Annotated in this window: 13 protein-coding genes and 2 tRNA genes; 5 read left to right on the top strand and 10 right to left on the bottom strand. The window is 53.5% G+C overall.

Features of this window, described 5'->3' with window-relative positions; all coding sequences use genetic code 11:
• Window positions 1–116 precede the first annotated feature (116 nt).
• The 9 genes from KO538_RS20755 to acs form a co-directional block, all read right to left on the bottom strand.
• On the bottom strand, window positions 117–1,469 hold the full coding sequence (locus tag KO538_RS20755) for a hypothetical protein (protein ID WP_219329513.1): 1,353 nt from the start codon (window positions 1,467–1,469) through the stop codon (window positions 117–119).
• The gene (locus KO538_RS20750; RefSeq protein WP_219329512.1) at window positions 1,466–2,698 is read right to left on the bottom strand and encodes a hypothetical protein; all 1,233 of its coding nucleotides are present in this window, start codon (window positions 2,696–2,698) and stop codon (window positions 1,466–1,468) included. The genes KO538_RS20755 and KO538_RS20750 overlap by 4 nt, the downstream gene beginning before the upstream one ends.
• Before the next feature lie 745 nt (window positions 2,699–3,443).
• Entirely contained in the window at window positions 3,444–5,600 is a 2,157-nt protein-coding gene (locus tag KO538_RS20745; RefSeq protein ID WP_219329511.1) for an AAA family ATPase, read from the bottom strand.
• Window positions 5,601–6,100: 500 nt separating this feature from the next.
• Window positions 6,101–6,301 (bottom strand): AlpA family transcriptional regulator, encoded by a 201-nt coding sequence (locus KO538_RS20740; RefSeq protein ID WP_034760447.1) that lies wholly within the window; start codon window positions 6,299–6,301, stop codon window positions 6,101–6,103.
• 136 nt (window positions 6,302–6,437) lie between these two features.
• Window positions 6,438–7,304, bottom strand: coding sequence for a phage integrase N-terminal domain-containing protein (locus tag KO538_RS20735; RefSeq protein WP_219329510.1), 867 nt, complete (start codon window positions 7,302–7,304; stop codon window positions 6,438–6,440).
• A 995-nt stretch (window positions 7,305–8,299) separates the two neighbouring features.
• Window positions 8,300–8,938, bottom strand: coding sequence for a DUF4102 domain-containing protein (locus KO538_RS20730; RefSeq protein ID WP_219329509.1), 639 nt, complete (start codon window positions 8,936–8,938; stop codon window positions 8,300–8,302).
• On the bottom strand, window positions 8,931–10,241 hold the full coding sequence (locus tag KO538_RS20725; RefSeq protein WP_219329508.1) for an integrase arm-type DNA-binding domain-containing protein: 1,311 nt from the start codon (window positions 10,239–10,241) through the stop codon (window positions 8,931–8,933). Before KO538_RS20725 ends, KO538_RS20730 begins: the two co-directional genes overlap by 8 nt.
• A gap of 231 nt (window positions 10,242–10,472) precedes the next feature.
• Window positions 10,473–10,563, bottom strand: a tRNA-Ser gene (locus KO538_RS20720).
• A 205-nt stretch (window positions 10,564–10,768) separates the two neighbouring features.
• On the bottom strand, window positions 10,769–12,775 hold the full coding sequence (acs, locus tag KO538_RS20715) for an acetate--CoA ligase (protein WP_219329507.1): 2,007 nt from the start codon (window positions 12,773–12,775) through the stop codon (window positions 10,769–10,771).
• Between the two features lie 307 nt (window positions 12,776–13,082).
• On the opposite strand from acs, the gene KO538_RS20710 reads away from it, so the two are divergent.
• From KO538_RS20710 to KO538_RS20690, 5 genes are all read left to right on the top strand, one after another.
• The gene (locus KO538_RS20710; protein ID WP_034760097.1) at window positions 13,083–13,703 is read left to right on the top strand and encodes a YqhA family protein; all 621 of its coding nucleotides are present in this window, start codon (window positions 13,083–13,085) and stop codon (window positions 13,701–13,703) included.
• An 80-nt stretch (window positions 13,704–13,783) separates the two neighbouring features.
• Complete coding sequence (locus KO538_RS20705) at window positions 13,784–15,325, top strand: fumarate hydratase (protein ID WP_034784516.1); 1,542 nt, start codon at window positions 13,784–13,786, stop codon at window positions 15,323–15,325.
• A 66-nt stretch (window positions 15,326–15,391) separates the two neighbouring features.
• Window positions 15,392–16,237 (top strand): glutamate racemase, encoded by an 846-nt coding sequence (murI, locus tag KO538_RS20700; protein ID WP_219329506.1) that lies wholly within the window; start codon window positions 15,392–15,394, stop codon window positions 16,235–16,237.
• Between the two features lie 133 nt (window positions 16,238–16,370).
• Window positions 16,371–16,446: transfer RNA gene (locus KO538_RS20695), tRNA-His, on the top strand.
• 180 nt (window positions 16,447–16,626) lie between these two features.
• Window positions 16,627–17,985 carry a family 43 glycosylhydrolase gene (locus KO538_RS20690; protein ID WP_219329505.1) on the top strand — a complete coding sequence of 453 codons (1,359 nt, stop codon included), beginning with the start codon at window positions 16,627–16,629 and terminating at the stop codon, window positions 17,983–17,985.
• Window positions 17,986–17,994: 9 nt separating this feature from the next.
• Here the strand turns inward: KO538_RS20690 and KO538_RS20685 are convergent, their stop codons facing one another.
• A complete protein-coding gene (locus KO538_RS20685) occupies window positions 17,995–18,441 on the bottom strand; it encodes a response regulator (RefSeq protein ID WP_081368151.1) in 447 nt (148 codons plus the stop codon).
• Window positions 18,442–18,581: the final 140 nt, after the last annotated feature.

Here is an 18,581-nt window from a genome sequence, read left to right as displayed (position 1 = left end):
GGCTAACCGACAAAGAAACATCTCGGAAATAGCGGCGTCCGCAGCGTCGATCAAGAGGCTGCGCGACAGCCCGTGTTTCCGAGTTGTGCTACCAACATCGCCCCAGCCTATAGCTCCTAAGCATACAGAAGCAGCTCCCTTCCTTGGTACCAAGTTTGATTATTTGGCGAACCGATGAGGCCAAAACAGATCTCTTCCATGGTTGGGATCAAAAAATCAGAGATAAGAGTTTTAAGCGGACCGTTTAGGGTGATGGTTGTGAGATGAAATTCAGTTTCTTTATTATGAACAATCGCGCATCTAACACCATAAACCATGTCGCAAAGGTAGCCAGAGAGTTCCGCCCCGGCTTTAATGTCCATATGCCGCAACGATTGCCTATTTTTCTTAAGACCTAATGATTCCAATGCGTCATCCAATTCCGCACTTAAACCTGCCGCAACCAAATTCTGCCAGCGAACGATCAAGACTTGTTCGAAGGTTTGCCCCGGCATAGCAGGCATAGCCAGAGTGGCGGTGAATAGTCGTTTTAAAGCTTTGGTTTCAGCTCCTTCCACTTGCGAATATAAGCGGCTGAAATCTCGTATCGAAAACATACGTCCTGACTGCCGACGTTCAAGTTCAACGATAGGCAGCTTGATCATCAAATTTTCGAACACATGATATAAAGTAAGGTACTTTAGCAAAATATCCTTCCTACTATTGTATTCACTCAATACCGAGATTATGTCGTTCCACTGCTGATAACTATTATCTGCCTTGAAAACTGTTGGATCTAATATTGCTAACGCATTCGTATATTCAATAGGAGCAGCAACCATTCCCCCTCTAGCAACTACGCAGAGTTTCACAAAAGCCAATACAGCTTCAATGCTTATTTGTGGAATCATACGTTTCAAACAAGCAGTCGCTGATGCCGAAATTTCCTCGACATTATATAGTGCACTCAAAACATCATATAAGAAGTTCGGGGCAACGGTGGCATTGGAAATTTCGGCATCAAAATTGACCGCATTGTGATAAGAAAATACAACAAGGGAATCCGTATTCGAACTGGAATTCTCATGGAAAAATGATCCATAACCAACCGGTCCTGGAAGATCACGCATTTCGTAGGTTAAAGGATTCAGAACAGTCGCACTGTTGATCGGAAATCCTGTTTGAACAATCTTTTCGCATAATAATATGTGAAGATTAAATTTCCTCGGCCGAAGCGAAGGAAAATCTGCAAATTGATTAGAAAACTGATTAATCTTTACTCGTAGTTCCGCCCATTTTGCAAAATGGTCGCGTGCAGCTTTTGCCATCGCCAACTCAGCGCCGAGGCCTCTGATTTGTTCAGCCATTGCGATAAACTCCAGCTCACTGCCGTCTTGTAGATTTTCTACGTAACTCTCGGCAATCGGCGAATCAGACAGACGAATTATTTCAGAGATCGGCCAATCATAAAGCACCTCGTACTGTCTCATAAGAAATTCTCCAACCAATTGATCGTAGTCGGAAAAGGTTCTTCTAGTATTCGCTTGATAGCACTGTAAACCGCACTACGATTCGCGTTACCAATGTTAATTTTACTTAAATCCAAGCTATTTCGAACACGCTCAAATTCCGCCAGGTTCAAAATTTTTGGATTATCATTAATAATTTCCAAGAATTTTTTCATTACTACCCGAATATTGCTGCTATCTGTCGCGATTGCGCCAATAGCGCCGAAAAGTCCGGAAAGCGATACTTCACGGCCCATCCAAATGGTGCCAATTTCACCATATTGAAAGGTTATCATTTTATCGATTTTTACCAAGAAAATAACTAGATCCTTAAGAAATTCCGGCTCCATTAATGGCCCATATTGTTCTATATCCGGATCATTTTCTTGAATTCCTTGTATCAATCCCGTTGTGGGTGCAACAGGGCGCCCCGCTGAAAGTGAAAGGACTGCTGTTATGAGGTGTGCAAAATGGAAGCTCCCGCACTGCCGATTTTTGCTAAATTGCGTTGAGCTAACTTCTTTCTCGCGTACCAGATGAAATTGATTTTCTGATCCATCTCGCAAAAATGGCAATAGGTTCAAGAAGAGAATTTCGAGTTGATGACGTGTTTTTACCGGTTTATGGCCTGCATTTAGGGTAAGCATTTTCTGGACCTCTTCACTAGGCGACAGTCCAACCCATACTTCAAACCATTGACCACTTGAAATGTATATATCACGAATTGCCTCGGCGCCGAGCTCAAGTCGTTTTTGTAAAACGGCACGCAATACGTTAGTATCTGAATCAAGTTCGCGTAATGCGGTCGAAAACTCACGGGAGAATTTAAATTTTGTGTGATTTAGTACGCCTTCAACATCATTGTCACTAATAGAATCAAGGCAAAAGTCAATAGTTTTTTTTATCGCCTGCAAACGAAAAGTTCGTTGTAGACCATCCAATATTTTAAAAGATTCTATGTACAAACAGCTATTCTTAATTTCATATTGATCGGCAGCCACAACTAGGACGATAGGTGGAATATGTCCTCTATTCAATACTGTATCGACCAATCGATCCAAGTACACATTCGAGACAACTTCCCGCTGGACATCATAATCCTGATAAGTTTCCGGAAGTCCTTTCACATACTCACTGAGTGTGATTCGACAGAGATAACATGTGCTTCTTCCGTCTACTCTGCTGTCCAAGATAATCGCTTCAGTTTTCATGTCACTCCGCTTCACATAGTTTATGATTTGGCAAAATTTACCACATTTTTCTTAGTAAAACGGCTTAGTCCAAAAATTTACTCGTGCTCTTGGGTATTCTGAGGATATCGTGCACACAGTACTACCAGCACGCGAGTGATATGCAAAGCAAAAATGTACGCCGCCTCCGGCATTGCCTTGGGGCTTGGCAAGCAAAAGCTACCGGGGTCAGGTCCACTATTTGGACACGGACTGATGCATTAGGCGCCGTAGACGCCGGCTCAGTCGAAACCCAATTAAAGAACGCGCGGCGGAGGCGCGCGGGGCTACCGCGCAGCGGCAGCAGCCAGTAGATTCGGAGAGGGCCGGGCGAGTAGGCCCAACCATTCGAATCCCCCGCGCACGCCCCACAGGGACGTGCTTCTCTCCACCGCACACAAAAACAAAAAGGCCACCCGAATGAAGGCCGCCGGGGTCAGGTCTGCCATTTGGACACGGACTGATGCTCGGCACAGTAGATACCTTTAGATCCTTGTCGGCATGAATTCATAGCCAATCGAGAAATTCGAAGGTCGAACCTAACGGCCCAGCCCTTTTCGAATATACCAACTGCTTCCCGGTGCGCGGGCAAATTCGCACGCCGAGAGCACGCGTTCGTGGTTCTAATCATGCTCTTAACTGAGCTGGCTTCTATCGTCCACGAATAGCGGACCTGATCCTGGCTCCCCAGATGATTTCCGTTAAGTATCAAGGTCTAATGTGAAGGTTACTTCATCATGGCATTATAATGTTCAGAGAACCCACTTGTTTCGAAAAGCAATTTCAATGCCTCCTGAAATAGAGTGTAATCAAATTCCTTGTAATCAAAAATATTTTGCCCGACGGAATGAGACTCACGGTTCATAAATCGATAGAATGCTTGATATTTTTGATCCTGCATCGAATCTGCTAGGAATACGTTGTTCAAATCGCGCTTTTGTACAAAGTTAAAGAAATACTCCACAATGTTTCGCATGCAATTCGCTATTAAAGCCGATGGCTGCGATTCATCTTTTATAATGGCCCAGTATGACTGATAATCACTTTGAATTTCTTCATAGCTCATCTCAACAATTTTACTTCCTTGCAAATTCTTTACTAACCTGAAAAGCTTTTGTGTTTCTTTTCGACGCTTATGAACGGTGTCCGTCATTTCATAGAAGAAATAGAGGCTATGTGTGAATATGAATACCTGATCAAATACAGCCGATTCGCATAAATCTTTTTTTATCATCCTACCAATATTGAAGACATAGATATGAGAAAGGCTTGAAATCGGGTCATCGATAACAACAATTTTTTTTGTTGCAGTATCGGTGGCGCTTCTTTTTCCTTTACAAAGCTCTACGAAATAGACGAAACTGATAACCGTTTTCTCACCTTCGCTTAATGAATGAAAGTCTCCTACATCATCACCATTGCGTGAAATTCGATATAGCGTACCGGTATGCTTCACGATTTTAAAAGAATCAATACCTAAGTCACTTAGGCGTTTATTTATTGTATCAATTGCGGCGCTGACATTTACTGTGTCTTTTTGCAATTCTTCTGTATCAGTAATTAATTTTGAGATCTTGGAAATTTCATCTTTCAAAGCATCATTATTTTTCTGTAGTGCTTCATTGATTTCTTTTACCTGACTTAAGTAAGGAGTGATCGTCTGATCGTATTCTTTTCTGGCAATTTTCCAAAACTCCAATTTTATCCTATTTAATTCAGTCTGCTTATTTATAATCTTATCATTGTGAATTTCAATTTCGTTGTTCGCTGCATTTATGATATTATTTATACTTACTATTAAGTCATTTGTTTTTACTAGCGAAACCTCTTGAGATGGCGATTTTATTTTTTTATCAATAACTAAGATATTGGCATTCAGCACCGTTTGAAGTTGACCGTATTTGGCTTCGAATTCTTGCCGCTTTGTCTGCAAAAACGATGATTCGATATACACAAGCGTGGTAGGCAGTAATTCTATAGCTCTCGCGTAATTTGATCGAAGCGTCTTCAGCGTTGAAATAGAATGAGAAAAACTTTCGTCAAAGTATTCTTTAATTGAATCTGCTAGTGAGGTGGTGACGGTACTTGACTGACAGAAAGGACAAGAATTATCGGACGACGTTTGCAACGTATTCATGTAAGGAATGCCGGAATTAACCCAGTCCGCGTTATCCAATTTTTGAATCAATTTTGCAATGGAGCTATTTTTATTGCCAACTATTTCCAACTTTAGTATTTCATCGCTCTCCATCGGAAAAAATGTATCTAAGAAAATTGGAAGTGCAGTATAGCTCTGCGCTTTTTCACCTTGAATAGATTCGGCCTCTTTTTTTAGGTCATCAATATTTTTTGTTATTTCCGTTAAGGTAATAGCCGCAAGGAAATCAAATAGTTTACTCTTTGTTCCTTTGAGATTATCCAAGCAATATTCAAGAATCCGGTCACCTCCAGAATACTTAGTTTTCAATTCCCAGGTTACATCCTCCGCCGTTTTTTTTGACACTGCTAGAGAGTTGTTTGCTTGCTCGATTTCCTTTTCGATTGCTACTTTATTTTTCTTTCTATCTTTAAGATCGTTAGCGCATGACTCAATTTTCAACTCTACATCTTTGTTAACTTTCGAGAGGGTAAAAATTCCTTTTAAAGAATCGACTTCATGAAAATTATCTTTAACGAATCTCGTGTTATATACAAGTATGTTAGCGTCATCCAGACCGTCATTTGAACATTTTTTATAAGTAGGATGTTCTATATCGTAAAGATAATTCGAAAGGGTGCTTTTCCCAGTTCCGTTTAGCCCGTATAGTAAAGTGGTCTTTTTATCCGAATCTAGGGTCGTCGGAAACTTATACGTTGCAACGCCATCCATCGTGATTCTGGTCATTTTTTTACACCTTCATATTGGTCATATCAGCTAAACTATTTATGTAAGATTAGTCCTACATTAATCTTACGTCATTAAAAATAGTCAATTCTATCGAAATGTAACATTTGAATGAATTTTAGTGAAATGGAGACTAGGTTACATTGCATTGAGAAATATTTTTTACTGATATACAAGCAAGTTGCGAGGTTATTTCTGCTATTTCTTCTGTTCGTAGCAGAGATAGCTGGTGGGATCAGGGAACAATGATACGGTGGAGGCTATCGAGCCGGGGGCAAGGGCCGCCAGGGTCAGGTCCGCCATTCGTGCACAGACTGATGCATTGGATGCCCTAAAAGCATGCTCAGTCGATACCTAATTAGAGCTGCGAACACGAGCCGCAGGCGTGCGGTGCTACCATGCAGCGACAGCAGTTGGACGATTCGGAGAGGGCCGATAGGCCCGCCCCGTGACGTCTTACGAGGTGGGGCGCTTCTAATCCAGCCACTATTAACTCCCACTCAAGCAACTCCCCGCCTAGCGTCAATACAGCGCTGCTGCCATTGAGCGATTTCCTCTGCGTCCCAAGCGATGGACTTGGGACCAATGGGAATCGGCGCTGGCAACACGCCCGCCTTCACCTTGCGCCAGATTGTGGCGCGGGACCAGCCGGTGGCCTCGATGACCGCAGGCAAGCGGAGGAATTTTTTAGTCGTGGTCATAAGATTCTCCTTCGATTGATGAACAGCAAACAATGGAGAGTCATGCCGACTCTCCGCGATCATTTCGGCAGCGCCAGGGCTGCCCCTTCTGCATCTCTTCCATTCCATCCGCTGCGGCCCTGACACAAGTGGGCGGTCATCTCCCCAGGTAGATAGACGTGACCTGTTCACGGCCATGCCCCATCTCCATCGAAATCTTTAACCTTGCAGCGTTATCCGTCAATTTTTGTGAAGCATCCAGCTGTCTGGACGTCGGGCCGCCACAGGCTGGACTAGGTCGGCCAGTCAACTCGGTGTAGCGCCGCTGCGCGTACTCATGGCGCAGCCCGTGCACACCATGGATGCCAGCCTTGTCGCACTGCGCACGAAAGCGGTTCAACTGGTCCCGATACCGCAACTGCGCCGGAATCAGGCTGCCTTTTCCGGCCAGTGCCTTGGCCGCGTCCAGCACGGCGCGCTGCTGCATGGTGGCAATCGGCACCTCCCGGTATTTGCCACCCTTGGTCCAGCTATCCTGCAGCCGCAGGATGTTCCCGCCATCGGCCCATCCCGGCTTGATCTTGATGCTTTCCTCGCGCCGCAAACCAAACGCCGCCTGCAGCTGCAGCGACATGCGCGTATACGGATCGTTCACGCGGGCCAGCGTGTCGGCGTCGAGCACCTTCGCCTTCGAAACATTGGTGACAAACACCCGCTCCGCGATGCCATATTCGCCGTTGGTGCGCGCAATGATGTTTTCCTTGCCGATCTTCTCGGCCCACCAGCGCAGGGCGCTCATGCGATTTTTGATCGTTCCGGTACTCACGCCATCCTGTTTCCACTTGTCGAGCAGCGCCGCCACATGCTTCGGTTTCAGGCTGTCCACGCTCATATGCTGAAAGCCCCGTTCCGCCAGGTCGTTGGCGCACAGGTTCAATAAGCGCTCGCGGTCGGCCTGCGTCGCAAAGCTGCCATCCCGGTTGCGATGACACAGTTGCTTGAGCTGGTAGTTCAAGTCGCGCATGGCAAAGTTATCCCTTCGATCTTGGGTTTCTACATCGATGTTGCGTGGTGTAATCCTGTCTGGTAAGTGTTTCTGGCCACCCTCACTGCCTCAGCAGAAAAGGTTGAACAAGGGCCTCGGGACACCACTCCCGTGTATGCGGTTGCTGTTACTGCCTGCCCGCGCCGCATGCGCGTGTGGCACCGCTGCGCGCTCCCGGAGGAAGCCGCCGCAGCGGGGACCAATCACCCAGGGTCCATGGAGTGCACATCGTGCACGGATCAACTTCTACTAATCAGCCCGTAACGGGCAAAGGACATCGCAGGGCTTGCCTGCGATGCGGGGCGCCTGGCCCCGTCACTGAACGACATCACGCGGTGGAATTCCGCTTGCCGCCTGGGCCTATGCCGTCGGCGGCACGTCGTCACTGGCAGCACGCCGCCAGTAACGACGCGCGCACGCAGCCATGGCATGCGACGGCATACAAGCCAGCATCGCACTCTCGGTGACGATACTGGCGACTCTGAAGCACATGCGCTGGCGGCAGCCGCGATGGCATCGCATCGCTGGCATTTCTGCAGACGGTGCGGCTTGCGGTAAAGCCATGCTGTGCTTCATACGGTGCGCTACCTCGCGGGTATGCGAACCAATCGGGGCAGGAGCCTTGCTCCTGTTTGAGGAAGCGCCCGTCGGGCGCAATCGTCCAGGCAATCCGTCTTGCGGATTGTGGGATATGAAAACGCTGAAGGCAGCGCTTTATCGTGCCGAGATGTGCATGCTTCTGCATGGCCCGGCGATATATCTAGCAGAAACTGCTATGTATCATGGTGGCGGGTGACGACCGCAACGCCTATGCCGCTAAGCATAGGGACATGCTCGATGCATGCCCTCGTGGGAGCGATTCCCACATAAGAGAACTTCATTCTATGCCTGATATCGACGTTTGCAAGTGGTTCGTTTCGTTAAGTGCGCTTTTGGTAGTACACAGAATTGCGACCGGACAAAGGCTCCGATAGCTACTGCATGTTGTCGCCCTGGCGCCGTACCCGCCTCCTTGACTCTTTCATCGCACTAACCAATTGGTCCATGCTCACGCCGTTACGTAAATAGCTGGCAGCGAGCGCCGTCGCGACACCCTCCAGCGGACGGGAGACCACCTGCAAACCGGCCTGTTCAATTTGCCGAATGGCTGCTTGCTGAATACTGTGCTGTGCTTCACTGATGGAAATGCGCTTCAATGCCGGAAATAAGGCAGTTTCGAGGTGACGGATAGCGAGCAGGGTCGCCCGCCGAATACTAGTCTGCACATGGCCCCACTCCGGCTCATCGAATATTTCGTCGATTGCAATAGGCTTTGGCAGTGGATGCAATTTTTCTCGATTGAATTCTGTGCCCGGGTCCTGCTTCCGTTCCAGCATCTGATGCGCTGCAAGCCTGTGTTCGCGGGCTTTGGCGATGGAGACTTCGGGATACCGGCCAAAAGTCAGAACGCTTTCCCCACCGCCTTGCTGGCGATACTTCATGCGCCAGACCTTGCTGCCGCTGGGCTGCACTTCAATGTACAGACCAGCCCCATCGGATAGTTTATATAATTTTTCCTTCGGAGCGGCTTGCTTGATAAGCGCATCCGTGAGGCGCAATACATACTCAGACATGGTGCCCTCCTGTTCCGCCATCCCGGCTGAATTCGCCGCTGACCAGCGTTAATCTTGGCGTCTGCGGCGGCGCGCCCTTGCCGCTGACGGCATCGATGTAGTCGGCCCAATCCTGCATCATCCGGCGCCGTTCCGCCAGGAACTGGGCGCGGTCATAGGCGCTGGCCACCTTATCCTTCGGTGCATGTGCGAGTTGCCGGTCCACGACTTCATGCCGGTAGCCCAGGCGCTCCTTGATGGTGCTCATGGCCAGCGCCCGGAAGCCATGGCCGGTCATCTTACCCTTGTATCCCATGCGTCCAAGCGCCACCAGTATCGTGTTATTGCTGATCGGCTTTTCGTGGTCGCGCTGATTCGGGAACAGATACTTGCTGCGGCCCGTGATCGCATGCAGTTCACGCAACAGCTCCAGCGCCTGGCGCGACAGGCAGACGTGATGGTTGGTCATATCCGGATTGACGGTCAGCTTGCCTCGCTTCATGCGTTGCCATGGAATGATCCATTCGCCGCGTTCCAGGTCAATTTCACTCCAGGGCGTCTCGATCAATTCGCTGGTGCGTACAAAGCACAGCAGCATCAGACGCAGCGCAATGCGGGTCGGCGCGAACATGCGTGCTTCGTTGCGGTCCAGAATGGCCAGAAACTTCGGCAGTTCATCGGTTTCAATGGCGGCGAAGTGTCCGGCGCGCACGGTCTTCAACACATCCTTCATATCGGTGACCAGATTGCGCTCTGTGAATCCGCATTGAATCGCGTAGCTGAAAATTGACGCACATACCGCCTTCTGCCGATGGGCGATTTCGCTTGCGCCGCGCTCCTCGATTTTGCGCAGTGCAGCGATTAAATCGAGGTGCTTGAGTTCATCGATGGGCCTGCGGCCAATGGCCGGGAAGATATCTGCTTCCAGCCGTTGCAGGACGTTCTTGGCGGTGCGCTCGCTCCAGGTCGGCACCCTGTTGGCGTGCCACTCGCGGGCGATCTTTTCAAATGTGTTGGCGGCACGCTCTTTCAACAGCCGCTTGGCGTCGTCGCGATGCTTGGCCGGGTCGATCCCTTGCAGCATCAATCGCCGCGCAGCCAAGCGCTTCTCACGCGCATCCTGCAACGTAATTTCCGGATAAGGACCAAACGTCAGCGCGTTCTCCTTGCCGTTGGCCTGGCGAAACTTCCAGCGCCAGATGCAAGACCCGCTCGGCATGACTTCCACGAACAGGCCGCCGCCGTCGGATAGCTTGTATGGTTTATCCTTTGGTTTGGCGTTTTTGACCTGAAGTTCGGACAGCGGTACGATGAGCTTTGCCATGGTGGCCTCCTTCGCAAATGCGTCTGAAACCACTATAGGACAGTTATGCGGGAATGGTAGTCAAGGATGGGGGAATGCGGCCCGGCGCCTTCCCTCAAAAAAGTTAGACGTACCGAAACGTCTTGGCACATTTCGAGACGCTGAAAAACGAAAAAACCGCTTAGAATCAAGGCTCTAAGCGGTTTTTGAGGGACTTCCTGAGACGTCCTGATCTTACTTAATTACTATCCGTGGCGGAGAGAGGGGGATTCGAACCCCCGATAGGCTATGAACCTATACACGCTTTCCAGGCGTGCGACTTCAACCACTCATCCACCTCTCCTGCAGGCAATGTGTCTTACTTACATTGCGTACTATTTCTCGCTTGTCGCGAAGCCGCAGATTATAGCAAAGAATCTACGGACTGCCAAAGTTATTTACCGTGGGGTAAAAGTTGCGCTTCTTTACAGTAACCCGGCAATGGCTGGGGTCAGACCCTCAGGGTCCGACCCCGGATATTGGTTTGGATTTTGGCTACCCAGGCAACATCAGGACGCTTCCTTCAACTGATCCAGAATCGCCGGATTCTCCAGGGTCGACACATCCTGCGTAATCGTCTCGCCCTTGGCCAGCACGCGCAGCAGGCGGCGCATGATTTTGCCGGAGCGGGTTTTGGGCAGGTTGTCGCCGAAACGGATTTCCTTCGGTTTGGCGATCGGGCCGATTTCCTTGCCGACCCAATTGCGCAGCTCCAGGGCCAGTTTCTTCGCTTCCTCGCCTGTCGGACGCGCTTGCTTGAGCACCACGAAGGCGCAGATCGATTCGCCTGTCGTGTCGTCCGGACGGCCCACCACGGCGGCCTCGGCCACCAGCGGGTTGGCGACCAGGGCCGATTCGATTTCCATCGTGCCCATGCGGTGGCCCGACACGTTCAGGACGTCATCGATGCGGCCCGTGATCGTGAAGTAGCCGGTGTCCTTGTTGCGGATGGCGCCGTCGCCTGCCAGGTACATCTTGCCGCCCAGTTCTTCCGGGAAATAGCTGGACTTGAAACGCTCGGGGTTGTTCCAGATCGTGCGGATCATTGATGGCCATGGGCGCTTCACCACCAGGATACCGCCCTGGCCGTTCGGCACGTCCTGGCCCGCTTCGTCGACGATGGCGGCCATGATGCCTGGCAATGGCAGGGTGCAGGAACCGGGCACCATTGGCGTGGCGCCCGGCAGCGGGGTGATCATGTGGCCGCCCGTTTCCGTTTGCCAGAAAGTATCGACGATCGGGCATTTCTCGCCGCCAATGTTTTTGTAGTACCACATCCACGCTTCCGGATTGATCGGCTCGCCGACCGTGCCCAGCAGGCGCAAGCTCGTCAGGTCGTAGTTGCTTGGGTGGACTTTCGGGTCCACGTCAGCCGCCTTGATCAGCGAACGGATAGCCGTGGGGGCTGTGTAGAAAATGCTGACGTTGTGCTTCTTGATGGTTTCCCAGAAACGGCCCGCGTTCGGGTAGGTCGGGATGCCTTCGAACACCACTTGCGTGGCGCCCACGGCCATCGGGCCATACGCGATGTAGCTGTGGCCCGTCACCCAGCCGATGTCAGCCGTGCACCAGAACACGTCGTCCGGCTTGATGTCGAAGCTCCACTTCATCGTCAGCGCGGCCCACAGCAGGTAGCCGCCGCTCGAGTGCTGCACGCCCTTCGGCGTGCCCGTCGAACCGGAGGTGTAGAGAATAAACAGTGGATGCTCGGCATCGACCCATTCCGGTTCGCATTGCGCGCTCTGGCCTTCGACCAGCTCGTGCAGCCACGTGTCGCGGCCGGCTACCATCGGCAGGTCGCTGCCGGTGCGCTTATACACAATGACGTTTTTGACGCAGTCGCAGCCGCCCAGCGCCAGTGCTTCATCGACGATGGATTTCAATGGCAGCTTTTTGCCGCCGCGCAATTGCTCGTCGCCTGTGATGACGGCCACGGCACCCGCGTCGATGATGCGTTCCTGCAAGGACTTGGCCGAGAAGCCGCCGAAGACGACGGAGTGGGTGGCGCCGATGCGCGCGCACGCTTGCATGGCGGCCACGCCTTCGACGGACATCGACATATAGATGATGACGCGGTCGCCCTTGGCGATACCCTTGGATTTCAGGCCGTTGGCGAACTTGCAGACTTTTTCGTGCAGTTCTTTATAGCTTGCTTTGGTGACGGTGCCGTCGTCCGCTTCGAAGATGATGGCCGTCTTGTCGCCCAGGCCATTTTCGATGTTGCGGTCCAGGCAGTTGTACGACACGTTCAACTGGCCGTCTTCGAACCATTTGTAGAATGGGGCGTTGTCTTCGTTCAGGGTGCGGGTGAACGGCTTTTTCCAGCTCAAGTTCTCGCGCGCCAGTTTGGCCCAGAAGCCTTCGTAGTCGCGTTCGGCCTCGGCCACCATGGCGCGGTAAGCGTCCATGCCGGAAATCGTTGCCTGTGCGGCAAATGCTGCCGACGGGTCAAATACGCGTGACTCTTCTGGTCCCTGCTGCTGTGTGCCCTGCCCTTGGTTCTCTGTAGCGCTCATGCTTGTCTCCAGTGTAGTAATTGTTTGCTAACACGATAGGCCCCATGTCTTACGGACGCCTTACATGTCGCGTTTATGCAGCGTTTACCCCTATCAAGGCTAACCATAAGCGCCTTCAGCAATAGGAGTCAAGGGGACGCCGTACAGTATTTTCGCTGGGAAAATGCGCGGTGAACCGAAGGTTCAATACCACTTTGTGTTTCATCAAACCTAATAATCAGAAGCAAGGCCATGCGCAGTAATCAACAGCAAGTGTAAAATGTCGGGCATGCCAAAAATTGGTATTTACTCCCCCAGGAAACCCCACATGATCGACCACCTACCACCGACTACCAAGCATACCAAGCTGCATCCGCTGTCCGCCTTCATCTTCATGTCGCGCTGGCTGCAGTTGCCACTGTACCTGGGCCTGATCCTCGCACAATGCGTGTATGTATTTCATTTCTGGGTGGAATTGTCCGACCTGATCGGCGCCGTGTTCGGCAATGATGCGGCCCTGCAGCACGTCATCAGCGCCGTGACCGTGCCTGGCGTGCCGCCTCCCGTGAAGCTGAACGAAGCGACCATCATGCTGGTGGTATTAGGCCTGATCGACGTGGTGATGATTTCGAACCTGCTGATCATGGTCATTATCGGCGGCTACGAAACCTTCGTTTCGCGCATGCACCTCGATGACCACCCAGACCAGCCGGAATGGTTGTCACACGTAAATGCTTCCGTGCTAAAGACGAAATTGGCGATGGCCATCATCGGCATCTCGTCCATCCACCTGCTGAAGACCTTCATCAACGCCACCGCGTACGCCAAGGAACCGAATGTGGTCATCGCGCAAACGGTGATCCACATGGTCTTCATCCTGTCCGCCATGGCGATCGCGTACACCGACCGCATCATGACGGTGACGCAGAACCAGGCACGACCGCACTAAACCCGAAGCCCATGGCTGCCAGCGGCGGCCATGGGCTTTCAGCAAAGAGTCCTACCCTTCTTATCCACCGCGAGAACACCATGACTGTCATAAAGCAAGAAGACCTGATCGAATCCGTCGCCGCAGCGTTGCAGTACATTAGCTACTACCACCCTGCTGATTACATCGAGCACTTGGCGCGCGCCTATGCGGCCGAGCAAAGCCCGGCGGCAAAAGATGCGATCGCGCAAATCCTGACCAACTCGCGCATGTGCGCGGAAGGCAAGCGTCCTATTTGCCAGGACACGGGTATCGTCAACGTCTTCCTGAAAATCGGCATGGGCGTGCGCTTCGAAGGCTTCTCCGGCACCGTCACCGACGCCGTCAACGAAGGCGTGCGCCGCGCGTACAACTTCGACGACAACAAGCTGCGCGCTTCCATCGTGGCCGACCCGCATTTCGACCGCAAGAACACCAAGGACAACACGCCAGCCGTCGTGCACATGGAACTGGTCGAAGGCAATACCGTCGACGTGAAAGTGGCTGCCAAGGGCGGCGGCTCGGAAAATAAGTCGAAGATGATCATGATGAACCCGTCCGACTCGCTGGTCGACTGGGTCATGAAGACCGTGCCCACCATGGGCGCCGGCTGGTGTCCGCCAGGCATGCTGGGCATCGGCATCGGCGGCACGGCCGAAAAAGCCATGCTGATGGCAAAAGAAGTGTTGATGGAAGACATCGACATGTTTGAGCTGAAACAACGCGGCCCGCAAAACAAGCTGGAAGAACTGCGTATCGAGCTGTGCGACAAGATCAACTCGCTGGGCATCGGCGCGCAAGGCCTGGGCGGCCTGACGACCGTGCTTGACGTGAAAATCATGATGCACCCGACGCACGCCGCGTCGAAGCCCGTCGCCATGATCCCGAACTGCGCCGCCACGCGCCACGGCCACTTCGTGCTGGACGGCTCGGGCCCTGCCTACATGGAACCGCCATCGCTGTCGTCGTGGCCGGAAGTGCACTGGACGCCGGACACGGAAAAGTCCAAGCGCGTCGACCTCAACACGCTGACGAAAGAAGAAGTCGCTTCGTGGACGCCGGGCCAGACCTTGCTGTTGAACGGCAAGATGCTGACGGGCCGCGACGCCGCTCATAAACGCATCCAGGACATGCTGGCCAAGGGCGAGGAATTGCCGGTCGACTTCAAGAACCGCGTGATCTACTACGTCGGCCCGGTCGACCCGGTACGCGACGAAGCCGTCGGCCCGGCCGGTCCGACGACCGCCACCCGCATGGACAAGTTCACCGACATGATGCTGGAAAAAACCGGCTTGATCGCCATGATCGGCAAGGCCGAACGGGGCCCTGTCGCCATCGAATCGATCCAGAAGCACCAGTCGGCCTATCTGATGGCCGTGGGTGGCGCCGCCTACCTGGTGTCGAAAGCCATCAAGCACGCCAAGGTGCTGGGCTTTGCCGACATGGGCATGGAAGCGATCTACGAATTCGACGTCGTCGACATGCCGGTCACGGTGGCCGTGGATGCGAAAGGCACCTCGGTACACAACACGGGGCCGAAGGAATGGCAGGCGAAGATCGAGCAACTCAATAGCGTGAGCAAGATTCCCGTGACGGTTGCTTAAACAAGCTCTACCATTAACGCCGCGCAGCAATCCAGCGCGGCGTTTTTTTATCTACTCCGGTTTCCCATGACTTCTATTGCAAGCAATGCCCACCCTGACGCGCCCATCGGCATTTTTGACTCTGGCGTGGGCGGCCTGTCGGTGCTGCGCCATATCCGCGCGCAGCTGCCGCAGGAAGACCTGATTTACTTTGCCGATTCCGGCCATGCGCCGTATGGCGACAAGACGGAGCAGCAAGTGATCGACCGTTCACTGGCAGTGGCCGGCTATCTGCTGCAGCAAGGCGCGAAAGCACTGGTCGTCGCCTGCAACACGGCCACGATCGCCGCCATCAAGGCGCTGCGCGCGCGCTACCCGGACCTGCCCATCGTCGGCGTCGAGCCGGGCCTGAAACCGGCGGCCGCCATCAGCCGCAACGGCAAGATCGGTGTGCTGGCCACCGAGCGCACCTTGCGCGGCGACAAACTGCTGGCCTTGCGCGAACAGGTGAGCAGCGCGACCGGCGCCACGTTCATCTTGCAGCCCTGCGTCGGCCTGGTCGAACGCATCGAACAGTCCGCGATGGGCAGCGACCCGCTCGACGCCACCAGCGCCATGCTCGACCGCTATATCGCGCCCCTGTTGGCGCAAGGCGTCGATACCCTCGTGCTCGGCTGCACTCACTACCCATTCGTGCAGGACGCAATCGAACGCACGGTACGCGCGCATACGTCGGAACCCGTCACCCTGGTCGACACGGGCGACGCCGTGGCGCGCCAGCTGACCCGCCTGCTCGACGCTGCCAGCCTGCGCCGCACCAGCAACGACGCGCCACAGCTGCAGGGCTACACGACGGCCAAGGTCGAAGCCCTGGCGCAAGCCTTCGCCGGTTTGCTGGACTTGCACCCGCCTGTCGAACACCTGTCCGTATGAGGGAAAACAGGCGTTTTCATGCAATCTTTCGATTCTTTAAAAAAGACTGCATTTAGATTTGCCACTTTGCCGAGTTCTTTGTATAATTCGGCACCTGTTCAGCAAAACAGCTAAACAGGTAAGTAAGACAGTGGTGGCTGTAGCTCAGTTGGTAGAGTCCAGGATTGTGATTCCTGTTGTCGTGGGTTCGAGCCCCATCAGCCACCCCACAGAATAAAGAAGAGCCCGGTTTTCGAACCGGGCTTTTTCTATTTCAGCGTCGTTTTATTTCTTCAGCGATACCCGCCCCGGTATCGCTTCCTGCAAAAAATTCATTAGTGCAAATTTGACCATCGCCCTACTCTGGGGTGCGGCCTGGACCGCCCCATAAAAACAGTACGGAGACAACGATGAAGCAAATCCTGGCAGCACTGTGCCTGATGTTCTGCGCCCATGCGCAAGCGATCAACCTGGCGGGCGTGCCCAACGCGCACGACCCCGGCACCCTCACGCGCGACGGCGACACGTATTTCAATTTCACGACGGGCGACGGCATCTGGTATTCCACCTCGACGGACCTGCTGAAATGGTCGGCCAGCCCCGCGCCCGTGTTCAGCACGCCGCCGGCCTGGATCGCCAATAAAATCCCCAATTTCAGCGGCTCGTACTGGGCGCCCGACGTGATCCACATGAACGGCTACTATTATCTGTATTACTCGGTCTCCACCTTCGGCACGTCCGTGTCGGCCATCGGCGTGGCCCGTTCCGTCTCGCTGAAAAATCCGAGCTGGACGGACTTGGGCATCGTCGTGCAATCGTATGGGGGCGGCGCGGAAATCAATGCCATCGACCCGGCCCTGTTCCGCGATTATGACGGCAAGGTCTACATGTCGTATGGCTCGTTTTTCGGCGGCATCGGCGTGACGGAAATAAACCAGGCCACGGGCAAAACCACGGGCAACGTCACCACCATCCTCGGTGGCGGCGGCAAGGATATCGAAGCGCCCTACATCACGCGTGATGGCGAGTATTACTATCTGTTCGCCAACCGCGGCAAATGCTGCCAGGGCGCCGCCAGCACGTATTACGTGGAAGTACAGCGCGCCAGCAGCGTGACGGGGCCGTACAGCGGCACGCGCACGGTGCTGCCCAACCTCGACGGCAAGTACAAGGGCCCGGGCCATATCGGCGTGCTCAAGCAGGATGGCTGCAATTACACGTCGATCCACTACTACGACGTCAACGACAATGGCGCGGCCAAGCTCGATATTTTAAAGATGACGTATGACAGCGGCTGGCCCAGCCTGACGCGCAATTTCACGGTCGCCAGCTGCGGCGGCATCTCGGATGGCCCCACGGTGCTGCGCTCGCGCCTGAGCGGCAAAGCGCTGGCCGTGGCGGGCGCCGGCACGGCGAATGGCGCACTGGTGCAGCAGCAAACGTATACGGGAGCAAAACACCAGCAATGGTATGTGGTGGGACACGGCGATGGCTACTACAGCCTGATCAATGCGAACAGCTTGCTGGGTCTGGACGACTACAACAACTCGACCACGGCCGGCACGAATATCGCGCAATGGAGCTACTGGGGCGGACTGGGCCAGCAATGGCGCTTCGCCAGCCCTGCTGCCGGCTACCAGACGATCAGCAACCGCTACAGCAACCTGACCCTGGATGTACTCAACTTGAGCACGGCGGAAAATGCGCAGATCATCCAGTGGAATCTGACCAATGCGAACAATCAGCAGTGGTCGTTGAGCCGGCCGTAGGTCAGCGAACTACCCCGCCAGCACCGACTGCACCGTCGTCGCCAGGTCTTCCAGGCGCACGGGTTTGACGAGGAAGTGGCGGAAGCCGACGGCCAGCGCGTCGTCCATGTACATGGGCAGGCTGTGGCCGGTGACGGCGATCAGCACGGCGTTGGCCGTCTCGGGATTGTGGTGCAGGCGGCGGCCGATTTCGATGCCGCTGATGCCAGGCATTTCGATGTCGAGGTAGACGGCATCGGGCACGCACAACTTGACTTGCTCGACGGCCATCTGCCAGTTGCGCACCACCACGGCGTGGTGGCCCAGCGCTTCGAGCAGCATGGCCAGCGATTCGCCCACTTCCTGGTTGTCGTCGACCACCAGCAGATTCAATTTGCGCGCAGCACTTGCCGGCTGGTCGCCCTGGCGGCGTTCCACGGAGGAAATGCCTGGTGTCGTTTCAGTTGTCTGGCTCATTGTACGTTCACGTCTGACGGCTGCAAAAGCGGGAGTATACAAGAAGCGCCCACAATGCCGCCGCACCCGAGCAATGGTGCCAAGCGGCAATCCAAACCGCCCACCGTACCGCGCCAGCAACACTTCCCCATCACACAGGC

Source organism: Janthinobacterium sp. NKUCC08_JDC (genome assembly GCF_019345575.1).
In the GTDB taxonomy this organism is placed as follows: domain Bacteria; phylum Pseudomonadota; class Gammaproteobacteria; order Burkholderiales; family Burkholderiaceae_D; genus Janthinobacterium; species Janthinobacterium aestuarii.
The sequence above is the reverse complement of the archived record's forward strand: the minus strand, read 5'-3'. Positions and strand labels throughout refer to the sequence as shown.